Source organism: Rhodococcus sp. MEB041 (genome assembly GCF_030208955.1).
GTDB lineage: Bacteria > Actinomycetota > Actinomycetes > Mycobacteriales > Mycobacteriaceae > Rhodococcoides.
Genome location: NZ_JARVSZ010000005.1, coordinates 578722 through 591921 on the forward strand (window position 1 = coordinate 578722; position 13200 = coordinate 591921).

At 68.2% G+C, this 13200-nt stretch carries 13 protein-coding genes; 5 read left to right on the forward strand and 8 right to left on the reverse strand.

Going from position 1 to position 13200, the window contains the following annotated elements; genetic code table 11:
- Nucleotides 1–89 precede the first annotated feature (89 nt).
- Genes QRN16_RS16860 through QRN16_RS16870 form a run of 3 tightly spaced genes read right to left on the reverse strand, consistent with a single transcriptional unit; the run spans nt 90 to nt 3480 of the window.
- Nucleotides 90–1001: a DNA-3-methyladenine glycosylase family protein gene (locus tag QRN16_RS16860; protein WP_285188395.1), complete on the reverse strand. Its 912-nt coding sequence runs from the start codon at nt 999–1001 to the stop codon at nt 90–92.
- A 12-nt stretch (nt 1002–1013) separates the two neighbouring features.
- On the reverse strand, nt 1014–1205 hold the full coding sequence (locus QRN16_RS16865; protein ID WP_051612930.1) for a YbdD/YjiX family protein: 192 nt from the start codon (nt 1203–1205) through the stop codon (nt 1014–1016).
- A gap of 1 nt (nt 1206) precedes the next feature.
- Complete coding sequence (locus QRN16_RS16870; protein WP_285188396.1) at nt 1207–3480, reverse strand: carbon starvation CstA family protein; 2274 nt, start codon at nt 3478–3480, stop codon at nt 1207–1209.
- Nucleotides 3481–3679: 199 nt separating this feature from the next.
- On the opposite strand from QRN16_RS16870, the gene QRN16_RS16875 reads away from it, so the two are divergent.
- Together QRN16_RS16875 and ychF are read left to right on the forward strand one after the other, a co-directional pair.
- On the forward strand, nt 3680–4111 hold the full coding sequence (locus QRN16_RS16875) for a CD225/dispanin family protein (RefSeq protein WP_285188397.1): 432 nt from the start codon (nt 3680–3682) through the stop codon (nt 4109–4111).
- A 37-nt stretch (nt 4112–4148) separates the two neighbouring features.
- Nucleotides 4149–5228: a redox-regulated ATPase YchF gene (gene ychF, locus QRN16_RS16880; protein WP_285188398.1), complete on the forward strand. Its 1080-nt coding sequence runs from the start codon at nt 4149–4151 to the stop codon at nt 5226–5228.
- A 9-nt stretch (nt 5229–5237) separates the two neighbouring features.
- Here the strand turns inward: ychF and QRN16_RS16885 are convergent, their stop codons facing one another.
- Nucleotides 5238–6257 carry an LLM class flavin-dependent oxidoreductase gene (locus tag QRN16_RS16885; protein WP_285188399.1) on the reverse strand — a complete coding sequence of 340 codons (1020 nt, stop codon included), beginning with the start codon at nt 6255–6257 and terminating at the stop codon, nt 5238–5240.
- Between the two features lie 71 nt (nt 6258–6328).
- Here QRN16_RS16885 and QRN16_RS16890 point away from each other — a divergent pair, with 71 nt between their 5' ends.
- The gene (locus QRN16_RS16890) at nt 6329–6763 is read left to right on the forward strand and encodes a VOC family protein (protein ID WP_285188400.1); all 435 of its coding nucleotides are present in this window, start codon (nt 6329–6331) and stop codon (nt 6761–6763) included.
- Between the two features lie 7 nt (nt 6764–6770).
- On the opposite strand, the gene QRN16_RS16895 is transcribed toward QRN16_RS16890, so the two are convergent.
- Nucleotides 6771–7982: a DUF222 domain-containing protein gene (locus QRN16_RS16895; protein WP_502944009.1), complete on the reverse strand. Its 1212-nt coding sequence runs from the start codon at nt 7980–7982 to the stop codon at nt 6771–6773.
- 352 nt (nt 7983–8334) lie between these two features.
- Here QRN16_RS16895 and QRN16_RS16900 point away from each other — a divergent pair, with 352 nt between their 5' ends.
- On the forward strand, nt 8335–8688 hold the full coding sequence (locus QRN16_RS16900; protein ID WP_222638182.1) for a VOC family protein: 354 nt from the start codon (nt 8335–8337) through the stop codon (nt 8686–8688).
- A gap of 182 nt (nt 8689–8870) precedes the next feature.
- Here the strand turns inward: QRN16_RS16900 and QRN16_RS16905 are convergent, their stop codons facing one another.
- Both QRN16_RS16905 and QRN16_RS16910 read right to left on the reverse strand, forming a co-directional pair.
- Complete coding sequence (locus QRN16_RS16905) at nt 8871–9836, reverse strand: SDR family NAD(P)-dependent oxidoreductase (protein ID WP_285188402.1); 966 nt, start codon at nt 9834–9836, stop codon at nt 8871–8873.
- An 8-nt stretch (nt 9837–9844) separates the two neighbouring features.
- Entirely contained in the window at nt 9845–10039 is a 195-nt protein-coding gene (locus tag QRN16_RS16910) for an antitoxin (RefSeq protein WP_037183861.1), read from the reverse strand.
- Between the two features lie 73 nt (nt 10040–10112).
- Between QRN16_RS16910 and QRN16_RS16915 the strand changes: the two genes are divergently transcribed.
- Nucleotides 10113–12023, forward strand: a complete 1911-nt coding sequence (locus QRN16_RS16915; protein WP_285188403.1) for an alpha-amylase family protein — start codon at nt 10113–10115, stop codon at nt 12021–12023.
- On the opposite strand, the gene QRN16_RS16920 is transcribed toward QRN16_RS16915, so the two are convergent.
- The gene (locus tag QRN16_RS16920; RefSeq protein WP_502944021.1) at nt 12020–13186 is read right to left on the reverse strand and encodes a lipase family protein; all 1167 of its coding nucleotides are present in this window, start codon (nt 13184–13186) and stop codon (nt 12020–12022) included. The two genes, QRN16_RS16915 and QRN16_RS16920, sit on opposite strands and share 4 nt — an antisense overlap.
- Between the last annotated feature and the right edge of the window lie 14 nt (nt 13187–13200).

Genomic DNA, 13200 nt, shown 5'->3' on the forward strand with positions numbered 1-13200 from the left:
CTCGTCTGACGTTGATGCGGCGAACGCAGAGTCGAACGCGCTGTGACTGTACCCGGGAAGCCGATTCCGCACGCATGGCGACGGAGGGACTACCCGATGGTGAGCCCGCGGGCGAGAAGGGCAGTACGCCACAGGTGCATGGAGGCGTAGGACCGCCACGGTGACCAGTGGGCGGTGTCCGACAGATCGATGTCGAGGAGGGCCGCGCCCTGCCGGACCACCAGGTCGGTGTCGAGCAGCACGTCGGGGTCGCCCAGCAACCGCATCGACACGTAGCGGGCGGTCCACGGGCCGACACCGCGCAGTGCCAGCAGTGCACGCTCCTGGGTGGCCGCGTCGCCGTCGTGACGCACGTCCACGGCGCCCGATGCCAGAGCATCGGCTGTCGACTCGATCGCGGCGACCCGCCGCGCCGGACCGGTGAGGATCTCGGTGCCGCGTGTGGCCACGGCCTCGGGAGTGGGGAACAGGCGAGTGATGCCGTGGTCGGCTTCGCCCTCGTCGTCGCCCACCGGATCCCCGAGGGCCGCGACGAGCCGGGCGGTGTGCGTGGCCGCGGCACCGAGCGAGATCTGCTGACCGATCATCGTGCGAAGAAGCACCTCCGCGGCATCGAACGCCCCGGGAACGCGGATCCCCGGGGCCGCGGCCACCGACGCGGTGAGCGCAGGATCTGCCGCGAGCGCAGCGTCGACGGGAGCCGCGTCGACGTCCAGGGCCAGTACCCGCCGCACTCGGGACAGCGCGGTGGGGACGTCCGACTCGTCCCGGGCTCGCGTCTCCACCCGGACGACTCCCGCGCCGCCGTCACCCGGGACGAACCGGCACGTGACGACGGCGGGGCCGTGATCGAGGCGCAGAGCCCGGCGGTAGACGCCGTCCGTGAAGGTCTCCATGCCCGGAACCGCGTGACCCGCCAGGAACCACCGCATCCACCCCGTGTCGTACGGAGCGGAGTACGGCAGCTCGGAGGTGTCGAGGGTCCAGCGCGGCGACGTCACCCCGTCATGATCTCAGCAGCAGCGTGCGCCCGGATTCGCGTCCGCCTCCGCATGACGTGCCTTCCAGTACTCGCGCTCGGACGGCACCGGATGCCCGGGATGGACCCGGTTCCGGTGCTCGACGAAACGCTCGTAGTCGTGATCACCCATGACGGAGGTGATCCACCACGTCGCGGCGCGAACGGACTTCAGGACGGCGTTCATGTCAGTGGCCCGTTCCCGGCCGACGGACCGTGCCGTCGGCGATGAGGACGTCCCACTCCGCCTGCACCGACTTCTCCGCCTCGGTGGGGAGGAAACCGCTGGGCGCGAACAGCTTCGACGGTACGTCCTCCTCCTCGCTGCTGGGCAGTCCACCGGCGCGGATCGCCTTGAAGCAGACGGCGAATCCGGCGAGCGCGACGATGAGGACGAGCACCGCGAAGACGATGGACAGCGTGCCCTGGATGAAGGTGTTGCGGATGACGGCGTCGATGGCCTCCGGTGTGGCGGCAGACCGGAACTCGGTGAGGCCCTGCGACTTCGCTTCCTTGAAGTCGCTGTGCTGCGCCCAGTAGCCGATGGCCGGAACGTCGGAGAAGATCTTCTGGTATGACGCCGTCATGGTGACCACGAGGTCGAAGGCCAGCGGCAGCGCGGGGATCCAGGCCCACTTCAGCAGACCCTTCTTCACCACGACGGTCAGGACGACCGTGAGCGCGATGGCGGCCAGCAACTGGTTCGCGATGCCGAACAGCGGGAAGAGCGTGTTGATGCCGCCCAGCGGATCGGTGACGCCCATGAGCAGGATGGCGCCCCAGGCCGCGACGACGATGACCGAGCAGATCCAGGCACCGACGCGCCACGACGGATCGCGGAACTTCTTCGCGCCGCCACCGAGATTGCCGAGCGAGTCCGACAGCATGAAGCGGGCGACACGCGTGCCTGCGTCGACGGTCGTGAGAATGAACAGCGCCTCGAACATGATCGCGAAGTGATACCAGAACGACTTCAGGCTCTCGCCGCCGAAGACCTGGTGCAGCACCTCGGACATGCCGAACGCGAGTGTGGGGGCGCCGCCGGTGCGCGAGATGATCGACTCCTCACCGACGTCCGTCGCGGCCTGCGACAGCTCGGCCGCGCTGACGTCCCCGCCTGACAGTCCGAGCCCGTTGACGTACGCCGCGGCGGTCTCGGGTGTTCCGCCGGTGAGTGCGGTCGGTGCGTTGAGCGCGAAGTAGATGTGCTGATCGAGAATGCAGGCGGTGACCAGAGCCATGATGGCGACGAAGGACTCGGTGAGCATGCCGCCGTAGCCGATCATCCGCATCTGCTTCTCCTTCTCGAGAAGCTTCGGCGTGGTGCCCGAGGAGATCAGCGCGTGGAAACCGGAGAGCGCGCCGCAGGCGATGGTGATGAAGAGGAACGGGAAGAGCGATCCGGAGAACGCGGGTCCGTTGCCCTCGCTGGCGAACGACGTCATGTCCGGCATCTGCAGGACGGGTCGAGCGATGAGGATGCCGACGGCGAGCAGCACGATGGTGCCGATCTTCATGAACGTCGACAGGTAGTCACGCGGGGCGAGCAGCAGCCACACGGGGAGGATCGACGCGGCGAGACCGTAGGCGATGAGCAACCACGCGACGGTGACCTTGGACAGCGTGAACCAGTCGGCGCCCCATTCGGTCTCGGCGACCCAGCCGCCCGAGATGATGGCGAGCAGCAGCAGGACGACGCCGATGAGGGAGACCTCGGAGACCTTGCCCGGGCGCAGGTACCGCAGGTAGACGCCCATGAAGAGGGCGATGGGAATGGTCAGTGCGATGGAGAAGACGCCCCACGGGCTCTCGGCGAGTGCGTTCACGACGACGAGTGCGAGCACCGCGATGATGATGATCATGATGACGAAGACGCCGATGAGGGCGGCGACACCGCCGACCACGCCGAGCTCCTCGCGGGCCATCTGACCGAGGCTGCGGCCACGACGGCGGGTCGAGATCCAGAGCACCAGGAAGTCCTGCACCGCGCCGGCGAAGACGACGCCGATGATGATCCACATGGTGCCGGGCAGATATCCCATCTGCGCGGCGAGGACGGGACCGACGAGGGGACCGGCGCCCGCGATGGCGGCGAAGTGGTGGCCGAACAGCACCCGACGGTCCGTCGGCATGTAGTCCTTGCCGTTCTCCAGGATCTCGGCGGGTGTGGCCCGATCGTCCCGTGGATGGACGATGCGGTTCTCGATGAGGCGTGCGTAGAACCGGAACGCGAAGATGTAGGTGCAGACCGCCGCGACGACGAACCACACCGCGTTGACCTGCTCGCCGCGGATCACGGCGATGACGGTCCAGGCGACGGCGCCCAGCAGACCGATGATGACGAAGACGATGCGTTTGGGCACCGTCATCGGTGAGCGGTCGACGACGCCCACTGGGGGAAGGTCGTCGTCGGTCTTGAGGAACTCGACGTGCGAGTTCCCCCTGTCGGACACGGCAGTCATCTGCGGGCTCCTGGCATGCGGTGGAGGGGCGGCGATCATCGTGTGATCGCAGTCACTGTAAGCAGACCGACCGACATTTCGTGCGGTTGTGAGCCTGGCGTGTGCGGATCGTTGCGCCGAGCGGTCCGGGACCGTCGCCGAACGTCACGACATGACAACGAGACCCCACTCGCGCGCCCCGACTGCCTACGATGCTCGTGTGTCAGACCACCCCGAGTACCCGCAGCAGCCGTACACCGGTTCGTCGTACGAGCCCGACCTGACGAAGGGGCCGACGGACACCGGAGCGTTCCCGACCAGCGGAGCCTTCCCGCAGCAGCAGCCCCCCAGTTATCCCCAGCAGCAGTACGGTCCGCCGCCGCTGCCGCCGACCAACGCCGGCTGGGCCGCCGCCGCGCTGATCTTCTTCTGGCCGCTGGCGTTCTCGGCGTTCAACCACTCGAGCTCGGTGTTCCCGCGGTGGTCGCTGGGCGACTATCAGGGTGCGCACTACGCGTCGGAACGCACGAAGCAGCTGGGCAAGTACTCGCTCTACATCTTCGTGGGGCTCTTCGCGCTGTTCATCCTCTTCTACGTGCTGCTCATCGCCTTCGCGATCTCGGCGGGATCGGGCACCGACTACACGTACTGACAGGGCGGTCGGGGGCGGCACGTAGACTCTCCTCCCTGTGAGCCTCACCCTCGGAATCGTCGGACTGCCCAACGTCGGCAAGTCCACCCTCTTCAACGCACTGACCAACAACGACGTGCTGGCGGCGAACTATCCGTTCGCCACCATCGAGCCGAACGAGGGCGTCGTCCCGTTGCCGGATCCGCGGCTGAACGAGCTGGCCAAGATCTTCGGTTCCGAGAAGATCCTTCCGGCGCCCGTCACGTTCGTCGACATCGCCGGCATCGTGAAGGGCGCGTCCGAGGGCGCCGGCCTGGGCAACAAGTTCCTCGCGAACATTCGTGAGGCCGACGCCATCTGCCAGGTCGTGCGCGTGTTCGCCGACGACGACGTGGTGCACGTCGACGGCAAGGTCGATCCGGCCGCCGACATCGAGGTCATCGAGACCGAGCTGATCATCGCGGACATGCAGACCCTCGAGAAGGCGATCCCGCGTCTCGAGAAGGAAGTTCGCACGCAGAAGGATCGCGCGCCGATGGTCGCCGCGGCCAAGGAAGCGCAGACGATTCTCGACAGCGGCACGACGCTCTACTCGGTGAAGGACACGTTCGACGCGTCGTCACTGCGTGAGCTCAATCTGCTCACCACCAAGCCGTTCCTCTACGTCTTCAACGCAGACGAGTCGGTGCTCACCGACGATGCGAAGGTCGCCGAGCTGAAGGCTGCTGTCGCACCCGCCGACGCCGTGTTCCTCGACGCCAAGATCGAGTCCGAGCTCGTCGAACTCGACGACGAATCCGCGATGGAGCTGCTCGAGAGCATCGGCCAGGCGGAGCCCGGCCTGCACGCCCTGGCCCGCGCCGGCTTCCACACCCTCGGACTGCAGACCTACCTCACGGCGGGGCCGAAGGAGTCCCGCGCGTGGACCATCCATCAGGGCGACACCGCACCCCAGGCCGCCGGTGTCATCCACACCGACTTCGAGAAGGGCTTCATCAAGGCCGAGGTCGTGTCCTACGACGACCTCGTCGCCGCCGGATCCATGGCCGCCGCCAAGTCGGCCGGCAAGGTCCGCATCGAGGGCAAGGAATACGTCATGGCCGACGGGGATGTGGTGGAGTTCCGCTTCAACGTCTGAGCGGGACTGCTACCGCCAGCCCAGCTCAGGTGCCACGTGCGTCAGCACCGACTCGATGAGGTGTGCGCAGTACTCGACGCCGAGCTGGTTGGGCACGGTCAGGAGCAGTGTGTCGGCCGCGGCGACGGCTTCGTCCTTCGCCAGCTCCGCGATGAGCTTGTCTGGTGAGCCGGCGTAGGTCTTGCCGAAACGAGCGATGCCGCCGTCGATGTAGCCGACCTGATCGCCGCTTCCGCCCTCACGGCCGAAGTAGGCGCGATCGACGTCGTCGACGATCGGGAAGATGCTGCGGCTGACGGACACTCGTGGTTCGAAGGAGTGTCCGGAATCCGCCCACGTCTTACGGAAGCGCTCGATCTGTTCTGCCTGCAGCTCGTGGAACGGCACGCCGGTGTCCTCGCTGAGCAGAGTCGAGCTCATGAGGTTCATGCCCTGCTGCGCCGTCCACTCGGCGGTCGCACGAGTACCTGCACCCCACCAGATGCGCTCACGCAACCCGTCGGAGTGCGGCTCGAGGCGCAACAGGCCGGGCGGGTTGGGAAACATGGGGGAGGGGTTCGGCTCCGCGAAGCCCTTGCCCTCCAACAGGTCCAGGAAGATGCGTGTGTGCTCACGGGCCATGTCTCCGCTGTCGGTGCCCTCGGCCGGGGCGTAGCCGAAGTAGCGGAAGCCGTCGATGACCTGCTCGGGCGATCCCCGGCTCACTCCGAGCTGCAGCCGCCCGCCGGAGATCAGGTCGGCGGACCCGGCGTCCTCGGCCATGTAGAACGGGTTCTCGTAGCGCATGTCGATGACGCCGGTGCCGATCTCGATGCGACTGGTCTTGGCACCGACGGCCGCGAGCAGAGGGAACGGCGACGCGAGCTGGTTCGCGAAGTGGTGAACGCGGAAGTACGCGCCGTCTGCACCGAGTTCCTCTGCGGCGACCGCGAGGTCGATCGACTGCAGCAACACGTCCGATGCGGAGCGCGTCTGCGAGTGCGGCGACGGTGACCAGTGCCCGAACGACAGGAACCCGATGTTCTTCATGCACCGGAGAACGCTGACGGCGCCCCAATATTTCCCTTCCGGCGGCCGCCACCGTCGCCTAGCGTGGATCCATGGCTCAGGTGAGACAGGTGCAGGTCACCTTCGATTGCGCGGACCCCGAGCGAGTCGCCGGATTCTGGTGCGAGGTGCTCGGATACGTGGTGCCGCCGGCGCCCGCGGGCTTCGCCGACTGGGCGGAGTTCGACCGTTCGCTCCCCGCCGAGAAACAGGGGTCGGCCTTCGCCTGCGTGGACCCGAACGGGGTGGGTCCACGCCTGTACTTTCAACGCGTACCCGAGGCGAAGACCGTCAAGAACCGCGTCCACCTCGACGTCCGTGTGGGCATCGGCATGGTCGGTGACGAGCGCCTCGGGGCTCTGGAAGCGGAATGCGCACGCCTCGTCGACCTCGGAGCCACGCGAGTGCGGCTCCTGCCCGCGGGCGACGGAGAAGAGTCCTGCATGGTGATGCAGGACGTCGAGGGCAACGAATTCTGCCTGGACTGATGTCCCGTCAGAACGGTGGTGGGTCGTCGTTGTCGGCGAACTCTCGTCTACGTCGGTTTCGGGAGCGTTCGGACCGCCGCCGCGCATGCTTGTCCGCCAGGCGGGTTCTTCGCCTGGTCGGTGATGTGCGCGGGGCATCCGGTGGGGCCTGCGCCGGCTGTTCGAAGGTGATGTCGGCGAGTCCGGGGTACAGGTCGTACCCGCTGTGCGCCGGGCCCGGAATCACGCGTCCCTCGGGTGTGGCGATGGTGGAGACGACTCGTCCGGTGTCTCCGTCGAGGTACTGGTCGTCGACGAAGTCGCCGAACGTCTTCAGGTTGTGGTGAAAGCGGCACTTGGCGCCGAGGTTGACGTCGGTCGTCTGTCCACCGGCCGCGGGATCGTCGTGGTCGTACTCGGTGATGTGGTCGAGGTCGCCGGTCCAGACGGCGTTGCTGCAGCCGGGCCAGGTGCAGTACTGATCGCGGATGCGCACGAACGTGTCGAGGGCACTGGACGGGCGGTAGGGATCCGCGGGTTGCGAGGCGGGGTTGGTGGCGGCGACAGGCCTCAGAACCGCGTCGGGGCGCGCAGCGAGGTCGGCGACGTGGTCGGCGGAGATGACGCCGTGGCCCGCGAGGAAACCCGGGTTGCCCTGCTGCGCGGAGGCGGTGTCCCCGTTCACGGTGGCGGCGTCGGCGACGACGTGCACGATGACGGTGGTCAGGAGGCCGTCCTCGCCGGTCCAGCCGGGAGCGTCGCAGTCGTCACGGTCACACTGGCATTCGAAGGGGGTGCGCGTGGCGAGGGCGAAGAGGGCGTCGCTGCGTCGGGCGCCGGCGCTGCGCGGGTCTTTCGGGCAGACGCGTCCGGCGAGGTCGTCGACAGCAGCGGCGACGAGGACGGCGTTCTCGGCGGGCATGGTGGCGCACTGATAAGCCATGCCGTCGGGTGCGGGGTCGATCCAGAAGCCGCGGTCGTCCTTCGCGCGAGTGCGACGCTCGCGGACGGCGTCGGGGTCGTGGCGGTAGACGATACGGTCGACCATGTCGCGCATCCGGGCCACTGACCAGGAGCCGCGTCGCCGTAGTGCCGCCGCGATCTCGGCATCGACCAGGTGGGCATGGTCGGTGCCGTCGACGAGGTCGGTGCGGGCGATGATGGTGTGGATGTACTTCGGGGTCACGAGGCCGTCGCGGAGGCAGGCGGCAACGTCGGGCAGACGATCTCGCAGGGCCACGGCACGGGTGAGTATGCCCTCGCCTGCGCCCCGGGGTGATCGACAGGACTGCGGCGATGCGAGCGGCACAGTGGGTGGTCGCGTCGAAGCGGCGGCGGTCGGCGGTGTCCATTGGTGCGACCAGTCGGGTGTGCAGTTCCGCCGCGGCCCGGTAGCGGGTCCATTCGAGGTACGCGGCGCCGGCGGTGGCGTGGGTGAGTGCGCCGAGGACGCCGTCGACCGTGACATCGGCGAGGTGTCCGGGTAGGCCCATGGCCTCCGGATCGCGCGTCGCCCACCCCTGTTCGAACATGTGTGCGAAGGTAGCAGCGGGCACCGACACGAACAGGCCGAGAGGGGCAGAATGCGCACCATGCGAGTCGAGCGCATCACCACCAACCTGCCGGTCGAGGACATCGCCGAGGCGAAGTCGTTCTACACCGATTTCCTGGGACTCGCGGTCGAGGAGTTCGATCTCGGTTGGGTCGCCCGCTTCACGTCACCGGAGACCGGTGCGCACGTACAACTGGTGACGCGAGATGCGACGAGTCCGGTGGAGTCGGCGATGTCGGTTCACGTCGACGACGTCGATGCGGCGTACGAGGAGGCCGTCCGTCGCGGTCACGAGATCGTGCATCCGCTCACCACGGAGGAGTGGGGAGTCCGACGATTCCTCGTGCGCGCTCCTGACGGAAACGTCGTGAATGTCGTGATGCACCGAGCGTGACAGTGACTCGTCACCGACATCCGCCGTCCGAGGTGCACGCCTGCAACGACGCGTCTTGACTGTCGGGGACAGATGTTCCCTGCAGTGAGGACTACCGCCATGCTTTCGCTCTGGATCTGGAATCAACCGTGGGTCTGGTCCTCGATCGTGTCGAACCTGACCGATCTCCTCTGACGGAGACGTCAGCCGAGGTCGATACCCGTGGCCTCCACGACCGCGCCCCACAGTGCGTCCCGTGCCTCCGGCGAGTCCCGCCGCCAGGACGGGTAGTGCGTGGGGCGCGGTCGTCTGTCGTGCCAGAACATCCCCGTGGATGCGAGTGGCTGATCGGCGGCCGCGAGCCACACGATGGTGTCGGCTCCGTCGTCGGCGGTGCGCAGGATGGGTTTCATCACCGAGCCGAACATCGGAATGGAGTCCGTGACACCGGGTGTGGCCGCCCACCCCGGGTGCATGCTGTGCACGACGGGATCGTCGGGCCCGGTGAGGCGCTCCGCCAGTTGCTCGGTGATCACCACCTGCATGCGCTTGGTGCGGGCGTAGGCGGTGAGGCCCGAGTAGTCGCCGTGAGCGAACTCGACGTCGGTGGTCTGCAGCGGCACCGGATACATGCCGCCGCTGGAGACGAACACCACGCGGGACCCCGCGTCGAACAGCTCGCGTAGCCCGACCGTGAGCGCGACGGGCCCGAGCACGTGGGTCGCGAAGGCCATCTCGTGCTTCTGTGCCGTCTCGGTGCGCTCGGGCGGCATGACGCCGGCGCAGTGCACCACCGCGTGGATCGACGTCAGCTGAGCGGTCAGTGTGGTGACCAGCGCAGCCACGGCATCGAGGTCGCTCATGTCGCACTCGTGCGCGACGAGCTCGGCGCCGGGCACGGTGTGGCGGATCTCGGTCGCGGAGGCGTCGAGCCGCCGCGCCGAACGCCCGACCAGGTGCACCCGCGCACCGAGGACGGCCAGTTGTCGGGCGGCAGCTGCGCCGAGACCCGAGCTGCCGCCGGTGACGATCACGTCGATGGGGGCGGGGAACGGGGCCGGATCGGCCGCCCAGAATCGACGACGGACGGCCGACCCGATACGGGAGTAGCCGGGCACGACCGTCCGGTCGAGCGCCTCGTCCAGCACTCCTGTCAGAAAGTTCCCCACCGCGACCACTAGGCGGGAGGACCGTCGGTGCGGTCGCTGTTCTTCTCGCCGATGGCGTCCTTGGCCTTGTCCAGCGCGCCGTCGATCTGGGAGTCGTGCCCGGCGAACTTCTTCTTGGCCGCGTCGCCCGCTTTGTCCAGTGCCTGTTCGACCTTTTCCTCGTTCTGGTCGAGCTTGCGCTTGATCTCGCCGAAGTTCACCATCGGTCGTCCTCTCGTTGATCGTGTGAGCTGCAGTTCGAGGCTACCCACTGCCGGGCGTGGAAGAATCCCGACCATGCCGCGCACCGCCGTACCCGACGCGATCCACGACATCATCGGTGCGGCACTCGCCCCGCTCCCGCCGCACCGGCGGGACACCTTCACTCTCCGTGTCGAGCGCTGGTGGCCCGATCTCCACGAGGCCGTCACCGCCCTGTACGCGGAGCCCGATGCGGTGGCGCGCACCCTCGTCGAGCGCGCGGCACACGCGTTCGCGGACCGGCCCGACGAGCTGCACCGGCTCGACGAGCGGCGTCTGCTGGAGCCGGACTGGTTCCAGCAGCCCACCATGTTCGGGTACGCCTGTTACGTCGACCGTTTCGGTGACACTCTGTCCGGTCTGGCGGATCGGCTGGACCACCTGACGGATCTCGGTGTCACCTACCTGCACCTGATGCCGCTGCTCACGCCGCGTCCGGGCGACAACGACGGCGGGTACGCGGTCATGGATTACCGCACGGTGCGGGAGGACCTCGGGACGGTCGACGATCTGCGGGCGCTCGCCACCACCCTGCGCGAGCGCGGGATCAGTCCCGTGATCGACCTGGTCCTCAATCACGTTGCTCGCGAACACGAGTGGGCGGAACTGGCGCAAGAGGGCGACGCAGTCCACCGCGACTACTTCCACATCCATCCCGATAGGTCGACGCCCGACGCCTACGAGCGCACGCTGCCCGAGGTGTTCCCCGACTTTGCACCGGGGAACTTCACGTGGGACGACGGCGTCGACGGCTGGGTCTGGACGACCTTCAACGAGTGGCAGTGGGATCTGAACTGGGCCAATCCCGCGGTGCTGGTCGAGTTCGTCGACATCGTCGCCGCTCTCGCGAACCTGGGCATCGAGGTGGTCCGTCTCGACGCCATCGCCTTCCTGTGGAAGCGGCTGGGAACCAACTGTCAGAATCAGCCCGAGGTGCACGCGATCACGCAGATCCTGCGGGCGACGGCGCGCATGGCCTCGCCTGCGCTGTTGTTCAAGGCCGAGGCGATCGTCGGACCACGAGATCTGTTGCCCTACTTGGGAACCGGATCGCACACCGGTCGGGTGTCCGACATCGCTTACCACAACAGCCTCATGGTCCAGGTGTGGTCGATGCTGGCCTCGGGCAGCACCGAGCTGGCGCGCCACGCCCTGTCGACACTGCCACCGACTCCGCCCGGCGGGACGTGGGTGACGTACGTGCGGTGCCACGACGACATCGGATGGGCGATCGACGACGGCGACGCGGCCGCGATGGGTCTGTCCGGCGCCGGCCACCGACACTTCCTCGCCGATTGGTATTCCGGAGAGTTCCCGCAGTCGTGGGCGGAAGGTCTGGTGTTTCAACACAATCCGGAAACAGGCGACCGTCGGATCAGCGGGACGGCGGCGGCGCTCTCGGGCCTCGGTGCGGAGCGACGGGATCCGGACGGCGCGTTCGCCCGGCTGTTCCTCGCCCACGCCCTCGTCGCGGTCTGGGGCGGGATCCCCGTGGTGTGGAGCGGGGACGAGATCGGCTCGCCGGGTGATCCCGACTGGGCGGCGGAACCCGGCCACGAGGACGACAACCGGTGGGTGCACCGACCGCGCGTGACCGACGCCGACAGGGCGCGACGCCACGAGCAGGGCTCCGACGCGCAGCGGGTGTTCGACGGCATCGCGCACATCGCCCGCGTGCGGTCGGATCTGCCCATGCTGCATGCCGAGGCGCCGGTCGACGTTCTGGGCGATCTGGACGACGGAGTGCTGGGTGTCCGCCGTCGGCACCCGAGCGGCACACTCGTCGCCCTGTTCAACGTGAGCGACACACACCGCCCGGTGGCGGTGTCCGTCCTCGGCCGCTCGGGAATCGTCGCTCCGCGGGAGGTGCTGACGGGCGTCGGGTCGGTCGACGACGACACCGTCTGGCTCCCGCCGTACGCCGCCTGGTGGGTGGTGGACGGCTAGCCGTCCCGGAACCTCGCGTCGATCCACCGCATCGCGAACGGCAGACCGGACAGCGCGCCCACGAAGTGGTCGCCGAACACAGGCCGGTACTCCACGTCCGCGCCGCGTCCGCGCCACGCGTCGACCAGGTTCAGGACGCCCTGCTCGGGGATCCACCGATCGGCGAACCGGGGCACCGCAGCACCGTGATAGAACGCCACGGGTACGACGGGCGCGTCCGCCCCCGGAGTGTTCGCCTCGATGACGGCGCGCGCGGTGGCGGACTCGAACACGCCCGGGTCCACGGACAGCCGTTCCAGTCGCAACCGCGCCAGCCCGGACAAGGCCAGCGGTACGACGGACAGGTCCTTGATCATCGACGCGAGAACGATGCCGGTGGGGCTGAACTGCTCGACCAGGGCTGGGTGTTCGCGAGCCATGCCGATGATCGCCGCCCCGAAGAGGCCGGCTCCGAGAGTGCCGTTCATGGTCCCGCGCAGCAAGCCGACGTCGACCGGTGATCCTCCAGCCACGGCGCCGCGCAGGACGAGCTCGGGCGCGTAGGAGGGGTGCAGTTGCGCGGCCCAGGCCGTCGCGATGGCACCGCCGCTGTAGCCGTAGAGGGCGGTCGGGCTCGTCGCGTAGGACGAGTCGAGCGCGACGAGTCCGCGGATGCTGTCGAGCACGGCGTGCCCTGCCATGGTCCCCTCGGCGTAGGCCATACGCGGTCCCTGATGGTCCGGAATCAGCACCGCGTACCCGCGCTGAAGCCAGAGCGGAACCACCGTGGGGAAGTCCTGGCCGACGCCGTGGACGATGCGATACGACGGTGTCGACCGGGTGCCGAGCGAGTCGATCGCGACGTTGTGCACGACCACGGGCCGGGGACCCGACCCGCGCCACGGCCTCCTCGGTTCCATCAGCGTGGCGGTGACGGGCACCGGACGACCGAGAGCGTCGGTGGAGCCGACCATGAACTGGCGCAGGCGGGTTCGTGGTCGCGGGAACCATCCCGTCGCATCGCGGTGGCGCACGAGGACACCCGGTGACAGGTCGTGATCAGGCGTGTCGAAGAAGGAGTCGTCGGCGATGGGGGTCGGCAGGATGGCGGCGTGCGGATCCGCCGCCATCTCCGGTGTGATCCGCCCCGCGATCAGTCGATTCATGCTGCGCGACAGCGCCATGGTTCCCCCCGTTC